The organism is Streptomyces sp. NPDC002309 (genome assembly GCF_053593375.1).
Map to the genome: position 1 here is coordinate 22,487 of NZ_JBSFCI010000012.1, position 14,222 is coordinate 36,708.

Consider the following 14,222-nt stretch of genomic DNA (forward strand, 5'->3'; position numbering starts at 1 on the left):
CGGAGGTCGGGGACACGCCCGGACGTGCTCCATCTGGAGAAACGTTCCTTCAGTTGTTCGAAGTCGCGCTGCCGCCCGTCGACGCCGGCACCAGCCGGTGGCGGGCCCTTCCCATGAGCTCCTCGCGTTCGTCCTCGGTCAGGCCGCCCCACACGCCGTACGGCTCGCGCACCGCGAGGGCGTGAGCCGCGCACTGGGCGCGGACGGGGCACCTCATACAGACCTCTTTGGCCGAGTTCTCGCGAGCGCTCCGCGCCGCCCCGCGCTCACCCTCCGGGTGGAAGAAGAGCGAACTGTCGACCCCGCGACAGGCGGCGAGGAGCTGCCAGTCCCACAGGTCCGCGTTCGGTCCGGGAAGGCGGGAGAAATCTGCCATTGTGTGACCCCTTGTAGCCGTTCTGAGCGGATACGGTGCCCACGACCGTACATCTACGATCTAAGGAGATGAAAATATGACTCATTGCGAATCTAGCCTCAGACACCAGCAGATGGGAAGAAATGGGTCTAAATGGGGCACGGGTTGTGATGAAAGGTTGCAGGTCCCCTGTGCGTGTCTGCAGCGTGTCCGCACCCTCACGTAGAGTGCCGAAGACGGCACACAGCCCCGTAACTCTTTCGAGTGACCGTCGTTGAGAGTGCGGAGGCGGTTGAAAACACAAGCGCTCGGGCAGGCGTCCGAGACGGTCGACCGCACAGGTGACGATTTCGTACCAGCCTGGAGGCTCAAGGTGACGCGCATCAGCTGCGGAGGGCGGCCATGACTTCCGTCCTCGTCTGCGACGACTCCCCGCTTGCCCGAGAGGCGCTCCGCCGCGCGGTCGCGACCGTGCCCGGTGTCGAGCGCGTGACGACGGCGGCCAACGGCGAGGAAGTCCTCCGCCGCTGGGGTGCCGACCGCTCGGACCTGATTCTGATGGACGTACGCATGCCCGGACTGGGCGGCGTCGAGACGGTGCGGCGGCTGCTGTCCGCCGACCCCGGTGCGCGCATCATCATGCTCACCGTCGCCGAGGACCTCGACGGCGTGGCCCTCGCGGTCGCCGCCGGCGCCCGGGGTTACCTGCACAAGGACGCCTCGCGGGCGGAGTTGCGCGCCACGGTGACGCAGGCGCTCGCCGACCCGACCTGGCGGCTCGCCCCGCGGCGGCTGCGGTCCGCCGAGATGGGTGCCGCCCCGACGCTCACTGCGCGGGAGATCCAGGTGCTGGAGGGCATGAGTCACGGCCGCTCCAACGCGGAGATCGGCCGTGAGCTGTTCCTCTCCGAGGACACGGTCAAGACCCACGCACGCCGTCTGTTCAAGAAGCTCGGCGCCTCGGACCGCGCACACGCGGTGGCGCTCGGCTTCCGCTGGGGCCTGGTGCGCTGACGGCTGTCCCGGTGAGCGGGGGCGGTCGGACGAGCCCCCGCTCCGGTGGGGGAGGAGGCGACACGATGGGGGTACCTCCCTGCCGGTCCGTCGACGACGGCCGGCCGCACGACGCCACCCGCACCGGGCGCGTCCGGGGACCGACGGCTTCGGGCCCGCGCGCAGGGCGCGTGGAGGTCCCGGTGTGCGACGGCCTGCGGGCCGGACGCTCGGATTCCTCGGCGGCCTGTGGTGCGGGCGCGGGGTGCTCTGGTTCTTCGGCGGCCTGTGGTGCGGGCGCCGGGTGCCCTGGTACTTCGGCGGCCGATGGGCCGTTCTCCGGCTGCTGTCGCTGCTCCGGTCGCTCGGGCTGCTGTCGCTGCTCGCGTCGTTCGGGCGCGGCTGCCGCCAGGTTGCCCGACCGGCAGGTCGGCGCGACGGCGGCCTCTGGTCCGTGCGCGGGGCGCGTGAGCGCGTGGATCGCGCGCCGGGTCCGCGCCCGGCGCGCTTCCGGAGCGACGGCGCGCCGGACGCGCATCGTGTGCTCGGGGCGGGCATGTGCCTGCGCGCACGCCCGGCGGGCGACGGATTTCGTCGTGCGGTCGGCGGGTCTCCGGCGTCCGGTCGAACGCGTCGCCCGGAGTGCTGTCGTACGTGGTCACAGGGGTCGTGCCGGGGTACCGGGCGGGGGCGGACCCCGCGCGTACGACGGTCGCGGAGGGCCGGTCCGCAGGACGGGCGCTGCTCGTTTCGGCGCGGATGCCGCATCCTTGAAGGTGTGGAGTTCCTCGGGGACGAGTCGGTCGAGCGGAAGGGGAGGGCGCAGGGGATGACTTCCGGCGCACCTACTCATAACGCTTCGGTGCACAACAACGGAGGCAGTGCCGCAGGCCGTCCGGCCGCAGGGCACCATGGACCGATGCGTGACGACGAGGCGGCCACAGCCCCAGGGGCGATCGGTGCGCTCGTCCACCTCGCGGTCGACGGGGACGAGCAGGCCACGCATGATCTGCTCGCCCATGTGCACCCCCTGGCGCTGCGCTACTGCCGCACCCGGCTCTCCCGCCTGCCGGGGGACGCGCGCCACTTCGTGGAGGACCTGGCCCAGGAGGTCTGCGTCGCCGTCCTGCTCGCGCTGCCGCGCTACCGGGACACCGGACGCCCCTTCGAGGCATTCGTCTTCGCCATCGCCGCGCACAAGGTCGCCGATCTGCAGCGGGCGGCCATGCGCCACCCCGGCTCGACCGCGGTCCCCTCCGACGAGATGCCCGAGCGGCCGGACGACTCACTCGGTCCCGAGGAGCGGGCGCTGCTCAGCAGTGATGCCGAGTGGGCCAAGAAACTGCTGGCCAACCTGCCGGAGAACCAGCGCGAGCTGCTGGTGCTGCGTATCGCCGTGGGCCTCACGGCGGAGGAGACGGGTCAGATGTTGGGAATGTCACCAGGCGCGGTCCGGGTGGCCCAGCACCGCGCGCTCAGCAGACTGCGGGCGCTCGCCGAACAGTAGACGGGCCGGGCGGATGAACACGCGCGAGCGGACTTCCGTACGAACATACGAAGCCCTGGGGTGTCCGCAACCGTGGAATGTGACGGCTCCGCTTCCCGTTAGCATGGACATCCGCACCGAGCAAGGCCATTTGGGGAAGGTGTCATGACTGCCAACGTCGACGGAGTGCCCGGAAAATTCGCGACCCTCGGGCTGACCTACGACGACGTGCTGCTGCTGCCGGGCGCGTCCGACGTGCTGCCGGGCGCGGTCGACACCTCGTCCCGCATCTCCCGCAACGTCCGGGTCAACATCCCGCTCCTGTCCGCCGCCATGGACAAGGTCACCGAGTCGCGCATGGCGATCGCGATGGCCCGTCTGGGCGGCGTCGGTGTACTGCACCGCAACCTGTCCGTCGAGGACCAGGTCAGCCAGGTCGACCTGGTGAAGCGCTCCGAGTCGGGAATGGTCACCGACCCGATCACCGTGCACCCGGAGGCCACGCTCGGGGAGGCGGACGCGCTGTGCGCCAAGTTCCGCATCAGCGGTGTCCCCGTCACCGACCCGGCCGGCCGGCTGCTGGGCATCGTCACCAACCGCGACATGGCCTTCGAGAGCGACCGTGACCGCCAGGTGCGCGAGGTCATGACGCCGATGCCGCTGGTGACCGGCAAGGTGGGCATCTCGGGCCAGGAGGCCATGGAGCTGCTGCGCCGCCACAAGATCGAGAAGCTGCCGCTGGTCGACGACGCGGGCGTGCTCAAGGGCCTGATCACGGTCAAGGACTTCGTCAAGGCGGAGAAGTACCCGAACGCCGCCAAGGACGCCGAGGGCCGGCTGCTCGTCGGTGCCGCCGTGGGTGCCAGCCCCGAGGCGCTGGAGCGCGCCCAGGCGCTGGCCGCCGCCGGAGTCGACTTCCTGGTCGTCGACACCTCGCACGGCCACAACAGCAACGCCCTGAGCTGGATGGCGAAGATCAAGTCGAGTGTGGACGTCGATGTGATCGGCGGCAACGTCGCCACCCGCGACGGCGCGCAGGCCCTGATCGACGCCGGGGTCGACGGCATCAAGGTGGGTGTGGGCCCGGGCTCGATCTGCACCACGCGCGTGGTGGCGGGCATCGGCGTCCCGCAGGTCACCGCCATCTACGAGGCGTCGCTCGCGGCCCGTGCGGCGGGCATCCCGCTGATCGGCGACGGCGGCCTGCAGTACTCCGGCGACATCGGCAAGGCGCTGGCCGCCGGCGCCGACACCGTGATGCTCGGCAGCCTCCTCGCGGGCTGTGAGGAGTCGCCCGGCGAGCTGCTGTTCATCAACGGCAAGCAGTTCAAGTCGTACCGCGGCATGGGCTCGCTCGGCGCCATGCAGTCCCGCGGCCAGGGCAGGTCGTACTCGAAGGACCGCTACTTCCAGGCGGAGGTCGCCTCCGACGACAAGCTCGTCCCCGAGGGCGTCGAGGGCCAGGTGCCCTACCGCGGCCCGCTGGCGAACGTCCTGCACCAGCTCGTGGGCGGCCTGCGCCAGACCATGGGCTACGTGGGTGCCGCCACCATCGCCGAGATGGAGTCCAAGGGCCGCTTCGTCCGGATCACCTCGGCGGGCCTCAAGGAGAGCCACCCGCACGACATCCAGATGACGGTCGAGGCGCCGAACTACAGCAGCAAGTGACACGCACACGCGCGTGAGGCCTTTCCAGGGCGGCCCCGGGGCATCCGGGGCCGCCCTCGGCGTGCCCGTCGGGGATACTGGAAGGCGCTGCAACGCATCAGGGAAAGGCCACAGACGTGACTGAGATCGAGATCGGGCGCGGCAAGCGCGGCCGCCGGGCGTACGCCTTCGACGACATCGCCGTCGTCCCCAGCCGCCGTACGCGGGACCCGAAGGAGGTCTCGATCGCCTGGCAGATCGACGCCTACCGCTTCGAGCTGCCCTTCCTGGCCGCCCCCATGGACTCGGTCGTCTCCCCGGCCACGGCCATCCGCATCGGCGAGCTCGGCGGCCTCGGCGTGCTGAACCTCGAAGGGCTGTGGACGCGGTACGAGGACCCGCAGCCGCTGCTCGACGAGATCACCGAGCTCGACGCCGACAGCGCGACCCGCCGCCTCCAGGAGATCTACGCCGCGCCGATCAAGGAGGAGCTGATCGGGCAGCGCATCAAGGAGGTGCGCGACTCGGGCGTGGTCACCGCGGCGGCGCTGTCCCCGCAGCGCACGGCGCAGTTCTCCAAGGCCGTCGTGGACGCGGGAGTGGACCTCTTCGTCATCCGCGGGACGACGGTCTCGGCGGAGCACGTCTCCGGCTCGCACGAGCCGCTGAACCTGAAGCAGTTCATCTACGAACTGGACGTCCCGGTGATCGTCGGCGGCTGCGCCACGTACACCGCGGCCCTGCACCTGATGCGCAGCGGCGCGGCCGGTGTGCTGGTCGGCTTCGGCGGCGGCGCCGCGCACACCACGCGCAACGTCCTGGGCATCCGGGTCCCCATGGCCACGGCGGTCGCCGATGTCGCCGCGGCCCGGCGCGACTACATGGACGAGTCCGGCGGCCGGTATGCGCACGTGATCGCGGACGGCGGTGTCGGCTGGTCCGGCGACCTGCCCAAGGCCATCGCCTGCGGCGCCGACTCGGTGATGATGGGCTCGCCGCTCGCCCGCGCGACCGACGCTCCGGGCAGGGGCCACCACTGGGGCATGGAGGCCGTCAACGAGGAACTGCCGCGTGGCAAGAAGGTCGACCTCGGCACGGTCGGCACCCTGGAGGAGATCCTGACCGGCCCGTCGCACACCCCGGACGGCTCGATGAACCTCTTCGGCGCCCTGCGCCGCGCCATGGCCACCACCGGTTACAGCGAGCTCAAGGAGTTCCAGCGCGTCGAGGTGACGGTGGCGGACTCGCAGCACCGCCAGTAGATCCGCGACGCCTGCCGCCCGCGGGCCCGCCACGCGAAGGGCCCGTCCACCGCGGTGGACGGGCCCTTCGGCCTGACCGCACCACCAGCGGTCTCCCCGCCCGCGGCTCGGTCGCCCACCGGTCCGTCAGAGACGGTGTGCCGCGCCGGTGGGGGTCGTGCCCCGGGTGTCCAGCAGCAGCTGTGCCTTCACCGACAGGCCCTGCAGGTCGTAGGTGCGGTGGTTCTGGAGCAGGATCGTGAGGTCGGCCTCGGCGGCGGCCTCGTAGAGGGAGTCGGCGCGGGGGACCGGGCGCTCCAGGATGCTCCAGGACGGGATGTGCGGGTCGTGGTAGCTGACGGAGGCGCCGAGCTCCATCAGGCGGATCGCGACCTCCTGGGCGGGGGTGGACTGCTGGTCGGCGAGGTCGGGCTTGTAGGTGACGCCGAGCAGGAGCACGCGCGCGCCGCGGGCCGACTTGCCGTGCTCGTTGAGGAGGGTGGCGGCGCGCTGGACGACGTAGCGGGGCATCCGGGTGTTGACCTGCTGGGCCAGTTCGACCATGCGCAGGCCGCGGCCCGCGCGGCCGGTCAGGTCCTGCGGGACGGTGTGGCCGCCGACGCCGGGGCCGGGGCGGAACGCCTGGAAGCCGAACGGCTTGGTCTCCGCGCAGCGGATGACGTCCCACAGGTCGACGCCCAAGTCGTGGCAGAGGACGGCCATTTCGTTGACCAGGGCGATGTTGACATGCCGGTAGTTGGTCTCCAGGAGCTGCACGGTCTCGGCCTCGCGCGGACCCCGGGCGCGGACGACCTTGTCGGTGAGGCGGCCGTAGAAGGTGGCGGCCGACTCGGTGCAGGCGGGGGTGAGGCCGCCGATCACCTTCGGGGTGTTGGCCGGGGTGAAGTCGCGGTTGCCCGGGTCGACGCGGCTCGGGGAGTACGCGAGGTGGAAGTCGCGGCCGGCGCGCAGCTGTGAGCCCTCCTCCAGCACGGGGCGGAGGAATTCCTCCGTCGTGCCGGGGTACACGGGCGATTCCAGGATGACCGTGGTGTGCGGGCGCAGTTGGGCGGCCAGGGTGCGGGCGGCGGCCTCCACCTGGCTCAGGTCCAGTCCGCCGTCCGCGCTCCTGGGGGTCGGGGCGCAGATGACCGCGGTGCGCACCCGGCCGAGCTCGCTCGGGCCCACGGCGTGCCGGAAGCCCCCCGAGAGCATCCGGCGCAGTTCGGCGGGGCTGAGCGAGCCGGGCTCGGGGCCGGTCTTGTAGCCGACGGTGGGGACGCCGGCGGCGACCGCGGCCTGGGCCAGCGGCAGGCCGAGCGGGCCGAGTCCGATGACGGCGAGATCTGCGGGCATGGCGTGGGCCGTCCTTCCCGATAACCGAAGTGGGACAGATGCGCAAGCCCTGTGGACAGGACGAGCGAGCGCACAGTCAGACTAGGAGTAAATATGACCGTTTTGCGGTATTGCGCTCCGCCGTGTCCGTGCTCGTTTCCGGGTTCTCGCGGCATCCGGTGGCCGATGTCCGGGCAGGTTGTCCACAGGCTGGAGACGTGTGGTGGCTGAAGTCGGACGACGCGGTCAGACTTTGAGCGTGGGGGATGTGGACCGGGTCTCGCCCGACGGGTGCGGCCGACGCGAGGCGATGAGCGGGAGGCAGCAGTGAGGACAGGGACACTGGGGCCGGCGCAGCGCGCCGAGTCGCTCGCGGCGATGGCCGATCGAGAGCTGGACCTGCTGGTCGTGGGCGGTGGCGTGGTGGGCGCGGGCACCGCGCTGGACGCCGTGACGCGCGGCCTGTCCACGGGCCTGGTCGAGGCACGGGACTGGGCGTCGGGCACGTCGAGCCGCTCCAGCAAGCTGATACACGGCGGACTGCGCTATCTGGAGATGCTCGACTTCTCCCTGGTCCGCGAGGCGCTCAAGGAGCGCGGCCTGCTGCTGGAGCGGCTGGCGCCCCACCTGGTGAAGCCGGTGGCCTTCCTCTACCCCTTGCAGCACAAGGGGTGGGAGCGGCTCTACGCGGGCTCGGGCGTCGCACTCTACGACGCCATGTCGATGGCCCGCGGACACGGCCGGGGCCTGCCGGTGCACCGGCACCTGAGCCGTGGTCAGGCCTTGCGTGTGGCTCCCGCGCTGAAGAAGGACGCGCTGGTCGGCGCGTTGCAGTACTACGACGCCCAGATGGACGACGCCCGGTTCGTCGCCACGCTGGTGCGCACCGCCGTGTCGTACGGCGCGAAGGCGGCGAACCGCGCCCGGGTGACCGGCTTCCTGCGCGAGGGGGAGCGCGTGGTCGGCGCCCGCGTGCAGGACGTCGAGGGCGGCGGGGAGTACGAGATCCACGCCAGGCAGATCGTCAACGCGACCGGTGTGTGGACCGACGACACCCAGGCCATGGTGGGGGAGCGCGGACAGTTCCACGTCCGGGCGTCCAAGGGGATCCACCTGGTCGTCCCCAAGGACCGCATCCACTCCACCACCGGGCTGATCCTGCGCACCGAGAAGTCGGTGCTCTTCGTCATCCCCTGGGGCCGGCACTGGATCGTCGGCACCACCGACACCGACTGGGACCTCGACAAGGCCCACCCGGCCGCCTCCAGCGCCGACATCGACTACCTGCTGGAGCATGTGAACTCGGTCCTCGCGGTGCCGCTCACCCGCGACGACGTCGAAGGGGTGTACGCCGGTCTGCGGCCGCTGCTCGCCGGGGAGTCCGACGCCACCAGCAAGCTCTCCCGCGAGCACACCGTCGCCCATCCGGTGCCGGGGCTGGTCGTGGTGGCCGGCGGCAAGTACACGACGTACCGGGTGATGGCCAAGGACGCGGTGGACGAGGCGGTGCACGGCCTGGATCTGCGGGTCGCCGAGTGCGTCACCGAGGACGTGCCGCTGATCGGCGCGGAGGGCTACCGCGCGCTGTGGAACGCACGGGCGCGGATCGCCGCCCGCACCGGTCTCCATGTGGTCCGCGTGGAGCACCTGTTGAACCGCTTCGGGTCGATGGCGGAGGAGCTGTTCGACCTCATCGGTCAGAACCCCTCGCTGGGCGAGCCGCTCACGGGCGCCGACGACTATCTGCGCGCCGAGGTCGTCTACGCCGCCTCGCACGAGGGCGCGCGCCATCTGGACGACGTGCTGACGCGGCGCACCCGCATCTCCATAGAGACCTTCGACCGGGGTACCCGTTGCGCACGTGAGGCCGCCGAACTGATGGCGCCGGTGCTCGGCTGGGACAAGGACCAGAGAGAACGCGAGGTCCAGCACTACGAGAAGAGGGTGGAGGCCGAGCGTGAGTCGCAGCGCCAGCCGGACGACCTGACGGCCGACGCCGCGAGGCTGGGGGCGCCCGACATCGTGCCCTTGTAGGACCACATCGCGCCCTCGCGGGAACGGGGGGCACCCGGGGAGAGAGCCGCTTGTCGGGTGAGGGACAATGGAGGCTCTGTCAGGGCGGGTTGCATGAGGGGACGCATGTCGGAGGCGGAGCGGGCGGGGACATCCCGTCAGGACACTCGTCAGGACAAGAGCGAGCGTCTTCTCGCGGGGCGGTACCGGCTGGGGGACGTGCTCGGCCGGGGCGGCATGGGCACGGTCTGGCGCGCCGAGGACGAGACCCTCGGCCGGACGGTCGCCGTGAAGGAACTGCGGTTCCCGACCAACATCGACGACGACGAGAAACGCCGGCTCATCACGCGCACGCTGCGCGAGGCCAAGGCCATCGCGCGGATCCGCAACAACAGCGCGGTGACGGTCTTCGACGTGGTCGACGAGGACGACCGGCCCTGGATCGTGATGGAACTGGTCGAGGGCAAGTCCCTCGCCGAGGCCATCCGCGAGGACGGCCTGCTGGAGCCCCGGCGCGCCGCCGAGGTCGGCCTCGCCGTCCTCGACGTGCTGCGCTCGGCGCACCGCGAGGGCATCCTGCACCGCGACGTGAAGCCGTCCAACGTGCTGATCGCCGACGACGGCCGGGTCGTGCTCACCGACTTCGGCATCGCCCAGGTCGAGGGCGACCCCTCCATCACCTCCACCGGCATGCTCGTCGGCGCACCCTCCTACATCTCCCCGGAGCGCGCCCGCGGCCACAAGCCCGGTCCCGCGGCCGACCTGTGGTCGCTCGGCGGTCTGCTGTACGCGGCGGTCGAGGGTGTCCCGCCGTACGACAAGGGTTCCGCGATCGCCACGCTCACCGCGGTGATGACCGAGCCGCTGGAGGAGCCCCAGCACGCCGGTCCGCTCAGGGACGTGATCTACGGCCTGCTCACCAAGGACCCCGAGAAGCGCATCGACGACGCCGGCGCCCGGGCCATGCTCAGGTCGGTCATCGACGCGCCCGAACCCAGGACGGCCGAACCGGCCGACGCCACCAAGGTCGTGCCGCTGCCCCCGCAGCCGGACGCACCCGGCAGGAGCGGGGGTCCGGCGCGCGCGCAGGGCAGGGACAGTGCCGACCGGCTGCGCGGAGCGCTGCGCTCGGCCCGCAAGGCCGCGGCGGGCACGGCCGCCGGGAAGAGCACAGGGAGCGCGGGCGGAGCGGACGCGGCCACGGCGCGTACGGGCGCCGGATCGGCGTCTGAGGCGGGCACGCAGGGCGGCAACGGCACCTCGGGCGGCCGGAGTTCCGGCTGGCCCGTGATGACGCCGCCGGACCTGCCGCCGCGGCCGGCGCCGAGGGCGCCGCTCACGGACGTGGTGCCGCGGCGCACCATGGTGGTCATCGCCGCGGCAGTGGTCCTCGCCGTGCTCGGTGTCGTGCTCGCCGTCGTGCTCAACTCCGGCGGTGACGCGTCCGACCGGTCCGGTGGCAAGGGCGACAGGACGACCACCGAGGCGGACGGAGGCGCCGACACCAAGTCGGACGACGGCGGCACCCGCCCGGACGGCAAGGCCACCGCATCGGAGCCGGCCGGGGAAGCGACGGGCGACGCGAGCGGTGGGGCGGCCGGCGACGAGCAGACGGACGGCTCCTCGGACGGCAAGGGCTCCTCGGAGGGCAAGGGCTCCTCGGACGGCACCGCCGTCGACTCGACGTACGAGGGCGGGCAGGGCTACTCCATAGGTTTGCCCAAGGGCTGGAAGTACGGGTCGTCGGACGCGGCGGGCGACCGGTTCACCGGCCCCGACGGGCAGAAGCTACTGGTCGCCTGGACCTCCACGCCCAAGGACGACCCCGTCCGGGACTGGGAGAACCAGGAGCGCTACATGACGCGCTCGCAGTACGACCGGATCCGCATAGCGGAGGTGGACTACCGCGGCTGGAACACGGCCGACTGGGAGTTCACCTACGTCGACGGTGGCACGAAGTACCGCACGATCGACCGCGGATTCGTCGTCGACGAGCAGCAGGGCTACGCCCTGATGTACACGGCCAAGGCCTCGGCGTGGGACGGCGCGCTGCGTCGGTCCACGTGGCGGACGCTGACCGACTCCTTCCAGCCGAAGGCGTGATCAAGCCCGGACGCGGGCCGGTCCGATGAGATCTCGTGAGATCTCGCATCCCCTCCGTGCGGGTTGCCTCCGGCACGTATCGTGAGTGGTTGCGAACCGTACGCATCGGGAACGCATCGGGAACGAGACGCCACACGAACGGAATTGACCACCGGGCGGCCGGGGGAGGCAACGTGGACGACTATGCGGGGCGCGTGCTCGCCGACCGCTACCGCCTGCCGCTGCCCCCCTCCGACGAGTACGAACTCACCGAGACGCGGGCCTTCGACACCTACAGCGGCCAGGAAGTCCTGGTACGGCAGGTGCCGTTGCCGGAGGTTGTCGAGGCCGAGGTGCTCGACGCGGAGGGCCTGCCCGAGGGGTTCACGGCGCGTGACCGCGCGACCCGGCGGCCCGCCCCTCAGGGGGGAGCCGTCCGGCGGCCCACGGACCCCGTCGTCCGGCGCGCGGTGGAGGCCGCCCAGGCGGCCGCCGCCATCCCCGATCACCCCCGGCTCGACCAGGTCTTCGACGTGTTCGCCGAGGGCGGGTCGCTGTGGGTGGTGAGCGAGCTGGTGCCCGCGCGATCGCTGGCCGCGCTGCTCGCCGAGCAGCCGCTGACGCCCTATCGGGCGGCCGAGGTCGCCTCCGACGTGCTGACGGCGCTGCGGGTGCTGCACGCGCACGGCTGGGTGCACCGGAACATCAGCGCGCGGACGGTGCTCGTCTGCGACGACGGGCGGGTCATGCTGACCGGTCTGGCGGTGGGCGCGGCGGAGGAAGCGCTGTGCGGCTACGACCCGGTGCCGCCGCCGCTGTACGACGACACCGGCGGCGGTGCGGACGGCGGCGGGGCCGCCGGAGCGCGGGGAGCGGCCCGGGGGACCTTCGGGGCCGCCGGTGCCGCTGAGCTGAACGGGGCCGGCGGACCCGGCGCGGGTGCTCTCGGCGGCGCCGACCCCGAGGCCGACCGGCGGGCCGCCATCGAGGCGAGGGCTGCCGGAGGGCTGCCGGTCCCGGGCGTGGACGCGGCCCGGAGCGTGGGCGGTTCGGCCGCCCTGGCCCGCAGGGCGCAGGAGTCCGGCGGGGACATCCGTGCGGCGCGGGCCGGGGCGATCGCCGCGTACCGGGCGGGAGCACGGGCCGCGGCGCGGGTCCAGGAGGCCGAGCAGAGCGGCCGCGCGGCGCTGCCCGGCGCCCGCCCCGCCCCCGAGGGCGGCACGGAGCAGCAGCCGTACACCCGCGATGCCGAGGGGAACCCGCCGGGGCGGATAGCGGACCCCTACGGCGTGCGCGCCGCGCCCTGGCACGGGGCGACGCCGCGCGACACCGGGACCGGGCAGCACGGCCGGTCCCAGGCCGACGGACTCGCCCAGCCGGTGGTGCCGCCGCACGGCAACGGTCCGGCCCAGCAGAGTGTGCCGCCGTACGGCGGCGGCCTGGCCCGGCCGGAAGTGCCGCCGTACCGGAACGGTCCCGCTCGGCCCGGCGTGCCGTCCCAGGGCGACGGTCCGGCGGGGCCGGGCGGAGCGCCGTACGGCGACGGCGTGGCCCGGCCCGGCGCGGCGCCGTACCATCACGGACCGGCCCAGCCCGGCGTGCCGCCCCACGGCGATCGCCCCGCCCGGCCGGGCGTGCAGCCCCGGGGCGACGGTCCGGCGGGGCCGGGTGTGCGGGCGTCCGTTCGCCCCGTCGTGCCCGCGCCCGCCCACGAGGTGGTACCCCCGGCGGGCCAGACCCGCGCCGGCGCCCGCTGGGACGATCTCGTCGCCGCACCGTCCGCGCCACGCCGTGGCCCCGCCACCGCGCTCGCCGCCGAGCGGGCACGGCAGGCGCGGATGGCCGTGGTGGGGCCCGTCACCGAGCGGTGGGCGCCGGAGCAGGCCGGGCCGGTGCACGAGAACTGGCAGCTCACGCCGCCCATCGGCCCCGCGACCGACCTGTGGGCGCTCGGGGCGCTGCTCTTCAGGGCCGTACAGGGGCACGCGCCCTACCCGGAGGAGTCGACGGCCGAGCTGGTGCAGCTGGTGTGTGCCGAGCCGCCCGCCTTCGCCGAGGAGTGCGGGCCGCTGCGCCCGGTCGTGGAGTCGCTGCTGCGTCAGGACCCCACCGAGCGGCTGGACTTCGAGGAGCTGCGCGGCTGGCTGCGCTCCCTGGTGCGGTCCGCTCCCGAGCCGGAGGCCGGCCTGCATGTGGTCGCCGCGCCGCCGCCCGACGCCAGCCGGCTGCCGATAGTGCGCCGCAAGGGCGAGCTGGTGCGCAGACGGCGCGCCGGGCTGCCCGCGCGGCACGGGCGGCACAAGCGGGACCGGGAGAGGACGCGTTCGCCGCGCAGCCTGGGACGCACCCTGCTCGTGCTGATACTGCTCGCGCTGGCCGGGGCGATCGCGTACGCCGTGCTGTTCATGCCGAAGGCCGGCGAGGGCGCGGGCGGCGCGAGCCCCGACCGGACCGGGGCCGCCGGACAGGCCGGTGAGGCGCCCGGGCCGACGCCGAGGGCGAGCAGCGAGCCGCGCCCCGACCAGAACTCTCCGGACGACGGGCCGAGCTCGTCGGACGACCGGCCGAGCGGCACCCAGTCGGACGTCGCCGAGGGGTTCACCCTGCGCAGCGACCCGGAGGGCTTCCTTGTGGCCGTCGCCGAGGGCTGGCAGCGCGCGCCGAAGAACGGCAGCGGCCAGGTCGTCTACTCCCGGGCCGACTTCGAGCTGATCGTCGTGCCGGGCAGGGACGGCTCGGACGAGTACGGCGGCGATCCGATGACGTACCAGCGGGAGCGCGAGCCCGAGCTGCGGCCCTACCGGGAGTCGAGCTGGGCCACCTCCACCGGTCTGAAGACCATCGAGGTGGGCGGTCGGACCATGGCCGAGGGCCAGTTCACCTGGAGTGACGACACGGGCCGCGACCTGTTCGTGCGCAACCTCGCGATGCTCCTGGACGGGCGCTACCACGTGGTCCAGGTGCGCGGCCCGGAGGCCGAGCGCGACGAGGTCACCCGGCTCTACGAGCAGGCGGCGACGACGTATCAGGCCACCCGTTGAGAGGCCCGGGGCAGTTGGCCCGCCGGAGC

General features: G+C 72.8%; 9 protein-coding genes. 7 read left to right on the top strand and 2 right to left on the bottom strand.

The window, feature by feature from the left end:
• Positions 1-49: 49 nt before the first annotated feature.
• On the bottom strand, positions 50-376 hold the full coding sequence (locus tag ACWCPM_RS12705) for a WhiB family transcriptional regulator (RefSeq protein ID WP_450976140.1): 327 nt from the start codon (positions 374-376) through the stop codon (positions 50-52).
• A 381-nt stretch (positions 377-757) separates the two neighbouring features.
• Between ACWCPM_RS12705 and ACWCPM_RS12710 the strand changes: the two genes are divergently transcribed.
• The 4 genes from ACWCPM_RS12710 to ACWCPM_RS12725 all read left to right on the top strand — a co-directional run bounded on the left by ACWCPM_RS12710 (position 758) and on the right by ACWCPM_RS12725 (position 5,743).
• Positions 758-1,369 carry a response regulator transcription factor gene (locus ACWCPM_RS12710; RefSeq protein ID WP_003948568.1) on the top strand — a complete coding sequence of 204 codons (612 nt, stop codon included), beginning with the start codon at positions 758-760 and terminating at the stop codon, positions 1,367-1,369.
• Positions 1,370-2,267: 898 nt separating this feature from the next.
• Positions 2,268-2,855, top strand: a complete 588-nt coding sequence (locus ACWCPM_RS12715; RefSeq protein ID WP_450976141.1) for a sigma-70 family RNA polymerase sigma factor — start codon at positions 2,268-2,270, stop codon at positions 2,853-2,855.
• A 144-nt stretch (positions 2,856-2,999) separates the two neighbouring features.
• Positions 3,000-4,502, top strand: a complete 1,503-nt coding sequence (guaB, locus tag ACWCPM_RS12720; RefSeq protein ID WP_450976142.1) for an IMP dehydrogenase — start codon at positions 3,000-3,002, stop codon at positions 4,500-4,502.
• Between the two features lie 116 nt (positions 4,503-4,618).
• Entirely contained in the window at positions 4,619-5,743 is a 1,125-nt protein-coding gene (locus tag ACWCPM_RS12725; RefSeq protein WP_450976143.1) for a GuaB3 family IMP dehydrogenase-related protein, read from the top strand.
• Positions 5,744-5,869: 126 nt separating this feature from the next.
• On the opposite strand, the gene ACWCPM_RS12730 is transcribed toward ACWCPM_RS12725, so the two are convergent.
• Positions 5,870-7,078 carry a nucleotide sugar dehydrogenase gene (locus ACWCPM_RS12730; RefSeq protein ID WP_450976144.1) on the bottom strand — a complete coding sequence of 403 codons (1,209 nt, stop codon included), beginning with the start codon at positions 7,076-7,078 and terminating at the stop codon, positions 5,870-5,872.
• Between the two features lie 306 nt (positions 7,079-7,384).
• On the opposite strand from ACWCPM_RS12730, the gene ACWCPM_RS12735 reads away from it, so the two are divergent.
• The 3 genes from ACWCPM_RS12735 (at position 7,385) to ACWCPM_RS12745 (ending at position 14,193) form a co-directional block, all read left to right on the top strand.
• Entirely contained in the window at positions 7,385-9,091 is a 1,707-nt protein-coding gene (locus tag ACWCPM_RS12735; protein WP_450976145.1) for a glycerol-3-phosphate dehydrogenase/oxidase, read from the top strand.
• 105 nt (positions 9,092-9,196) lie between these two features.
• Positions 9,197-11,173 carry a serine/threonine-protein kinase gene (locus ACWCPM_RS12740; RefSeq protein WP_450976249.1) on the top strand — a complete coding sequence of 659 codons (1,977 nt, stop codon included), beginning with the start codon at positions 9,197-9,199 and terminating at the stop codon, positions 11,171-11,173.
• 173 nt (positions 11,174-11,346) lie between these two features.
• On the top strand, positions 11,347-14,193 hold the full coding sequence (locus tag ACWCPM_RS12745) for a protein kinase (RefSeq protein ID WP_450976146.1): 2,847 nt from the start codon (positions 11,347-11,349) through the stop codon (positions 14,191-14,193).
• The last annotated feature ends 29 nt before the right edge of the window (positions 14,194-14,222 follow it).